Origin of the sequence: Klebsiella sp. MS 92-3, assembly GCF_000195655.1 — a bacterium.
Taxonomy (GTDB): domain Bacteria; phylum Pseudomonadota; class Gammaproteobacteria; order Enterobacterales; family Enterobacteriaceae; genus Klebsiella; species Klebsiella pneumoniae.
This window is the reverse complement of the sequence record NZ_GL882748.1, coordinates 1,955-8,321: the sequence shown is the minus strand read 5'-3', so window position 1 is coordinate 8,321 and position 6,367 is coordinate 1,955. Positions and strand designations below refer to the sequence as shown.

The window sequence follows — 6,367 nt, the reverse complement described above, 5'->3', positions numbered from 1 at the left end:
CGCGGTGGAGAAGATCCCGGTCGCACGAATTGTCGAGGCGCTGGAGAATCCGGGGGCGGAGTATCAGCACAACGGCATGGCGCGGCGCTTTCCCGATATTCGCTTTATCTGGTGGGCCGGCGGCGCCAACTTTACTCATCATCAGGACACCAACCGACTGATTCAGGCGTGGCAGAAACCGGAGCTTATCGTCATTTCCGAATGCTTCTGGACCGCCGCCGCGCGCCATGCCGATATCGTCCTGCCGGCGACCACCTCGTTTGAGCGCAACGATCTGACCATGACCGGGGACTACAGTAACCAGCATCTGGTGCCGATGAAGCAGGTGGTTGCCCCGCGAGATGAAGCGCGCGACGATTTCGCGGTCTTTGCCGACCTCAGCGAACGCTGGGAGGCGGGTGGCCGCGAACGCTTCACCGAAGGGAAGAGTGATTTGCAGTGGCTGGAGACTTTCTATCAGATGGCCGCCCGGCGCGGCGCCCAGCAGCAGGTGACGCTGCCGCCATTTGCCGAATTCTGGCAGGCTAACCAGCTGATTGAGATGCCGGAGGAGCCGGAGAATGCCCGTTTTGCGCGTTTCGCCGCCTTCCGCGCCGATCCCCAGGCCAACCCGCTGAAAACGGCGAGCGGTAAAATAGAGATCCACTCGCCGACCATCGCCGCTTTTGGTTACGCCGACTGTCCGCCGCATCCGATGTGGCTGGAGCCCGACGAGTGGCATGGCAACGCAGAGGCGGGGCAGCTGCAGCTGCTGTCGGCCCATCCGGCCCACCGTCTGCACAGCCAACTGAACCACACCGCGCTGCGCGAGCGCTATGCCGTCGCCGGGCGCGAACCGGTGACTATTCATCCGCAGGATGCGCAGGCGCGCGGGATTGTCGATGGCGATCTGGTGCGGGTATGGAACGCCCGCGGTCAGGTGCTGGCCGGCGCCGTGGTGACGGAGGGGATCCGCCCGGGGGTGATTTGCCTGCATGAAGGAGCGTGGCCCGACCTGGATCCGCAGGTCGGCATCTGCAAAAACGGGGCGGTGAACGTCTTAACCAAAGATATTCCGACATCCCGGCTGGGCAACGGCTGTGCCGGGAACACCGCCCTGGCGTGGCTGGAGAAATATACCGGCCCGGCGCTGCCGCTTACGGCATTTGATCCGCCGGCCAACGCATAATCCACGTCGGGTGCTGAGTATCGTCCTGCCATGCGCAGTCTTCAATCCGGAAGCCCTGCGCATGGTAGAAACTCACCGCCGATTCGTTCTTCTGATAAACCTCAAGGCTCAGCCAGGCGTAGTGCCGTTTGACTTCATCCAGCAGCGCCCGGCCAATACCCTGGCGGGTGGCGCCCGGCGCGACAAACAGCGCGCCGACGAAACGGGAGTCCAGCACGCTGACAAAGCCTTTTAACTCGCCATCCTGCTCCCAGACCCAGGTGCTGGCGGCGGGAAGATAGACATCCCGTACTACCGCGACGCTGTCGCGCCAGTAGCTTTCGCTGATAAAAGGATGGGCATGAATCGTGCTGTCCAGCCACAGCGCCAGCAGCGGCGCGGTATCTTCAGTGTCCCACTTGCGGATCATCCTGACCTCCAGGGTGACAGAAGCAGCCGGTGACATGGTCGTTGACCAGCCCACAGGCCTGCATAAAGGAATAACAGATTGTCGAGCCGACAAACTTAAAGCCGCGTTTTTTCAATGCCTTCGACAGCGCATCGGAGGCCGGCGTCGTGGTGGGAATTTCCGCCAGCGTCGCAGCGCGGGTCACCTGTGGCGCATTGTCGACGAAGGACCAGACAAAATCAGTGAACGACTCGCCATTTTCTTCCATCGCCAGATAGGCGCGGGCGTTGCCGATAATGGCCTGGATTTTTCCCCGATGGCGAATGATGCCGGTATCCTGCAGGAGTCGCTCGATATCGTCATCACCCATCGCCGCCACGCGCACCGGATCGAACTGGTGAAAAGCCTGGCGGTAGTTCTGCCGTTTTTTTAACACCGTGATCCACGATAAACCGGCCTGCTGGCCCTCAAGGCAGATCATTTCAAACAGCTGGCGACCCTCTTTTTGCGCCACACCCCATTCGGTATCGTGATACTCGATGTATAACGGATCCTGACTCACCCATCCGCAACGCTGCATAGCTGTTTCTCCCTCTGCGCTAAAAAAGTGGACGCCTGCCTTGACGGCTGAAAGATAAAGATAATAGTTAATACAGGGAAATCGTATCCCCACTAAAAACACAGCAATATTGCCGATTCGGCTCTTTTCTGGAGTCGCATTAATGATAATAAAGAAATGCAATGGCCTCCGGGGGTTCTTGATCCCGGCGAGCGTATCCGTCTGGGTGTCATGTGTCTCTGGAGCGAATGCCTGGCAACAGGAATATATCGCTATCGATACAAAAAGTAATACGTCGGAACGCTATACATGGGATAGCGATCACCAACCACGTTATGAAGATATTCTCGCCGAGCGGATGAAGTCCTCTGAGACGCCCGGCGGGCTGGCGTTAAACCAGGGGCTGGCGCCGCCGGACAGCGGCCGCGGCCTGAGCATTGGCTGGAATTATCCGCTGGCAAACGGCGTAACCTCCGGGCCGGTGGCCAGCCTGCGCAGCGACGTCACCGCGCCGACGGTGAGAAGCGCAGGCGAGGCGGGCTACGTTAACACGCTCGGCTGGCGCATGGATTATCAGGCGCTGTGGGGCGTGCATCCCTGGGCGCAGGTGAGCTATAACCAGTCGCTCGCCAGCGATGTCTGGGCGCCGATGACCCGTGCCAGGGAGGGAGGCTGGAGCGATGTCACCCTGGGCGCTGATATGCGGTTGGGATCCCACGTGGCGGCATGGGCAACGCTGTCGCAGGCGGATAACCTGCCGTCAGGGGAAAATACGCTCTATTTGATGGGGGTCAGCGCCAATTTTTAATCGGGAATTGTTACGCATTTGAAACGATGTGGTTATTGTTAAATCTCAGCAATGGCGCATTTCTGTGAGATAGCGCACACTAACTTTTTGCCTGTAATTTACGGAATGAATGTTATGCAATGCCATTCATTCCAACATTAATGCATTTCATTCCCCGCTGATGGCAGTTCATGCCTTTTTCCCCCACTGGATGAGGGGCCTTCGCTATTGTGGCGGCAGTTAATTTATCAGGACAACTGCTATGAACGCTGCAAACCGTCAATCGACCCGCTGGCTGACACTGATCGGCACCATCATCACCCAATTCGCTCTCGGTTCGGTTTATACCTGGAGTCTGTTTAACAGTTCGCTGTCTGACAAACTGGGCGAGCCGGTCAGTCAGGTGGCTTTTTCCTTTGGTCTGCTGAGCCTCGGGCTGGCGCTCTCTTCGTCGGTCGCCGGCAAGCTGCAGGAGCGCTTTGGCGTGAAGCGCGTCACCATGGCCTCCGGGATCCTGCTCGGCCTGGGCTTCTTCCTGACCGCGCACTCCAGCAGCCTGATGATGCTGTGGCTGAGCGCGGGCGTGCTGGTGGGGCTGGCGGACGGCGCCGGTTACCTGCTGACCCTGTCGAACTGCGTGAAATGGTTCCCGGAACGTAAAGGGCTGATCTCCGCCTTCTCCATTGGCTCCTATGGTCTCGGCAGCCTGGGGTTCAAATTCATTGATTCCCACCTGCTGACCACCGTTGGCCTGGAAAAAACCTTCGTTATCTGGGGCGCTATCGTGCTGGTGATGATCGTCTTTGGCGCGACCCTGATGAAAGATGCGCCAAATCACCCGGCAGCCACCGCGGCCAACGGCGTCGTGGAAAACGACTTCACCCTCGCCGAATCGATGCGTAAACCGCAGTACTGGATGCTGGCGGTGATGTTCCTGACGGCCTGCATGAGCGGTCTGTACGTAATTGGCGTAGCGAAGGATATTGCCCAGGGAATGGTCCACCTGGATGTCGCCACGGCGGCCAACGCGGTAACGGTTATCTCGATTGCGAACCTCAGCGGTCGCCTGGTGTTAGGTATCCTGTCTGATAAAATCTCCCGCATTCGCGTGATTACCATCGGTCAGGTCGTGTCGCTGGTGGGGATGGCCGCGCTGCTGTTCGCCCCGCTGAATGCCTTGACCTTCTTCGCCGCCATCGCCTGCGTCGCCTTTAACTTCGGCGGCACCATTACCGTCTTCCCGTCGCTGGTGAGTGAGTTCTTTGGTCTGAACAATCTGGCGAAAAACTATGGCGTGATTTATCTGGGCTTCGGTATCGGCAGCATCTGCGGCTCTCTCATCGCTTCGCTGTTCGGCGGTTTCTACGTGACCTTCTGCGTGATCTTCGCCCTGCTGATCCTCTCGCTGGCGTTATCCACCACCATTCGTCAGCCGAAAAGCACGGTATATAACGAGGCGCACGCCTGAAACCTGCGGCGTGAAACGTGCCCCTGGTTATTTCCCTAAGCAAATAGTGCCAATCCAGCCAAATGTTTTGTAAATGTTTGGCTGGATCACATTCCCTCCTGATACTTTTCTCGTTCCCTGTGGTCTACTTATCGCGGTTTGTAGAGGTTTCTGATAACCAACCCTAACGCACCCTATTAGCCTACTGACTCGTGCCACAGCGTCAGGCGGTGTTTTATTCTTCTTTTTCCAGGTTTGCTTGCATGAAATATATTAGAACGATGACGCAGCAGAAGCTTAGTTTTTGGCTGGCGCTGTACATCGGCTGGTTTATGAACGTCGCCGTTTTTTTCCGGCGTTTCGATGGTTATGCTCAAGAGTTCACTTTCTGGAAAGGGCTTTCCGGTGTTGTTGAACTGGTTGCCACGGTATTTGTCACCTTCTTCCTGTTACGTCTTCTGTCGCTGTTCGGCCGCCGTATCTGGCGCATTCTGGCGACGCTGATTGTCCTGTTTTCCGCCGCGGCGAGTTACTACATGACGTTCCTCAATGTGGTGATTGGCTACGGGATCATCGCTTCGGTGATGACCACCGATATCGACCTGTCGAAAGAGGTCATCGGCTGGCACCTGATCCTCTGGCTGGTGGCGGTGAGCGCGCCGCCGTTGCTGTTCATCTGGAGCAACCGCTGCCGCCATACGCTGCTGCGCCAGCTGCGCACCCCGGGCCAGCGGGTTAAAAACGTGCTGATCGTGGTGCTGGCCGGACTGATTGTCTGGGGACCCATCCGCCTGCTAGAGCTGCGCCAGCATGATGTGGAGCGCCATTCGGAAGTGGATATGCCGAGCTATGGCGGGGTGATCGCCAACTCTTACCTGCCGTCGAACTGGTTGTCGGCGCTGGGTCTGTACGCCTGGGCGCAGGTGGATGAATCCTCAGACAACAAATCGCTGATTAACCCGGCGAAGAAGTTCACCTACGTCGCGCCGGAAGGTCTGGATGATACCTACGTGGTGTTTATCATTGGCGAAACGACCCGCTGGGACCATATGGGCATCCTCGGCTATAGCCGCAATACCACGCCAGAGCTGGAGAAAGAGAAGAATCTCGTCGCCTTCCGCGGTTACTCGTGCGATACCGCTACCAAACTGTCGTTACGCTGCATGTTTGTGCGCGAGGGCGGGGCGGAAGATAACCCACAGCGGACGCTCAAAGAGCAGAATGTCTTTGCCGTGCTGCATCAGCTGGGCTTCAGCGGCAATCTGTACGCCATGCAGAGCGAGATGTGGTTCTACAGCAACACGATGGCCAACAATATCGCCTACCGCGAGCAGATTGGCGCCGAGCCGCGCAACCGCGGTAAGAGCGTTGACGATATGCTGCTGGTGGATGAGATGAAGCGCGGTATGGCGCAGGGCAACGCCTCCGGTAAGCATCTGATCATTCTCCACACCAAAGGCTCCCACTTTAACTACACCCAACGCTACCCGCGCAGCTTCGCCCAGTGGAAACCGGAGTGCGTCGGCGTCGACAACAAGTGCTCGAAAGCGGAACTGATCAATTCCTACGACAATAGCGTGACCTATGTCGATCACTTTATCGTCAGCGTCCTCGACCAGCTGCGGGATAAGAAAGCGATTGTGTTCTATGCCGCCGACCACGGGGAGTCGATTAACGAGCGTGAACACCTGCACGGTACGCCACGCAAGATGGCGCCGCCGGAGCAGTTCCGCGTGCCGATGATGGTGTGGATGTCGGATAAGTACCTGGAAAATCCCGATCACGCCGCCGCGTTTGCCCATCTGCAGCAGCAGGCCGCGATGAAGGTGCCGCGCCGTCACGTCGAGCTGTACGACACCATTATGGGCTGCCTCGGCTATACCTCGCCGGATGGCGGGATCAATGAGAACAACAACTGGTGCCGGTGGAAAAAGTAAGGCCCGATAGTTTTCAGATTCTCGGGTCTGTTTTCCTTTCCTGAGCCCAGGATAAGCTAATCCCCCCCCCCCCCCCCCCCC

6 protein-coding genes are annotated in these 6,367 nt (G+C 57.9%); 4 read left to right on the top strand and 2 right to left on the bottom strand.

Annotation, left to right across the window (positions count from 1 at the left end):
• Positions 1-1,168 (top strand): molybdopterin dinucleotide binding domain-containing protein (locus HMPREF9538_RS22280; protein WP_009484194.1); only part of this gene is annotated, 1,168 nt, incomplete at its 5' end.
• Here HMPREF9538_RS22280 and HMPREF9538_RS22285 read toward each other — a convergent pair.
• Both HMPREF9538_RS22285 and tag read right to left on the bottom strand, forming a co-directional pair.
• Positions 1,137-1,577 carry an N-acetyltransferase gene (locus tag HMPREF9538_RS22285; protein WP_004181509.1) on the bottom strand — a complete coding sequence of 147 codons (441 nt, stop codon included), beginning with the start codon at positions 1,575-1,577 and terminating at the stop codon, positions 1,137-1,139. The genes HMPREF9538_RS22280 and HMPREF9538_RS22285 overlap by 32 nt on opposite strands.
• Positions 1,555-2,136: a DNA-3-methyladenine glycosylase I gene (gene tag / locus HMPREF9538_RS22290; RefSeq protein ID WP_002921914.1), complete on the bottom strand. Its 582-nt coding sequence runs from the start codon at positions 2,134-2,136 to the stop codon at positions 1,555-1,557. The genes HMPREF9538_RS22285 and tag overlap by 23 nt, the downstream gene beginning before the upstream one ends.
• A gap of 205 nt (positions 2,137-2,341) precedes the next feature.
• On the opposite strand from tag, the gene HMPREF9538_RS22295 reads away from it, so the two are divergent.
• The 3 genes from HMPREF9538_RS22295 (at position 2,342) to eptB (ending at position 6,286) form a co-directional block, all read left to right on the top strand.
• Complete coding sequence (locus tag HMPREF9538_RS22295; protein WP_020316624.1) at positions 2,342-2,923, top strand: hypothetical protein; 582 nt, start codon at positions 2,342-2,344, stop codon at positions 2,921-2,923.
• A 241-nt stretch (positions 2,924-3,164) separates the two neighbouring features.
• Positions 3,165-4,370: an MFS transporter gene (locus HMPREF9538_RS22300; RefSeq protein ID WP_009484192.1), complete on the top strand. Its 1,206-nt coding sequence runs from the start codon at positions 3,165-3,167 to the stop codon at positions 4,368-4,370.
• A gap of 242 nt (positions 4,371-4,612) precedes the next feature.
• Entirely contained in the window at positions 4,613-6,286 is a 1,674-nt protein-coding gene (eptB, locus tag HMPREF9538_RS22305) for a kdo(2)-lipid A phosphoethanolamine 7''-transferase (protein ID WP_004152427.1), read from the top strand.
• Positions 6,287-6,367: the final 81 nt, after the last annotated feature.

Bases quoted from the DNA above. Each gene is read 5' to 3' on its own strand.
- HMPREF9538_RS22285 (WP_004181509.1), bottom strand. From the start codon at position 1,577: ATGATCCGCAAGTGGGACACTGAAGATACCGCGCCGCTGCTGGCGCTG.
- HMPREF9538_RS22300 (WP_009484192.1), top strand. From the start codon at position 3,165: ATGAACGCTGCAAACCGTCAATCGACCCGCTGGCTGACACTGATCGGC.
- tag (WP_002921914.1), bottom strand. From the start codon at position 2,136: ATGCAGCGTTGCGGATGGGTGAGTCAGGATCCGTTATACATCGAGTAT.
- eptB (WP_004152427.1), top strand. From the start codon at position 4,613: ATGAAATATATTAGAACGATGACGCAGCAGAAGCTTAGTTTTTGGCTG.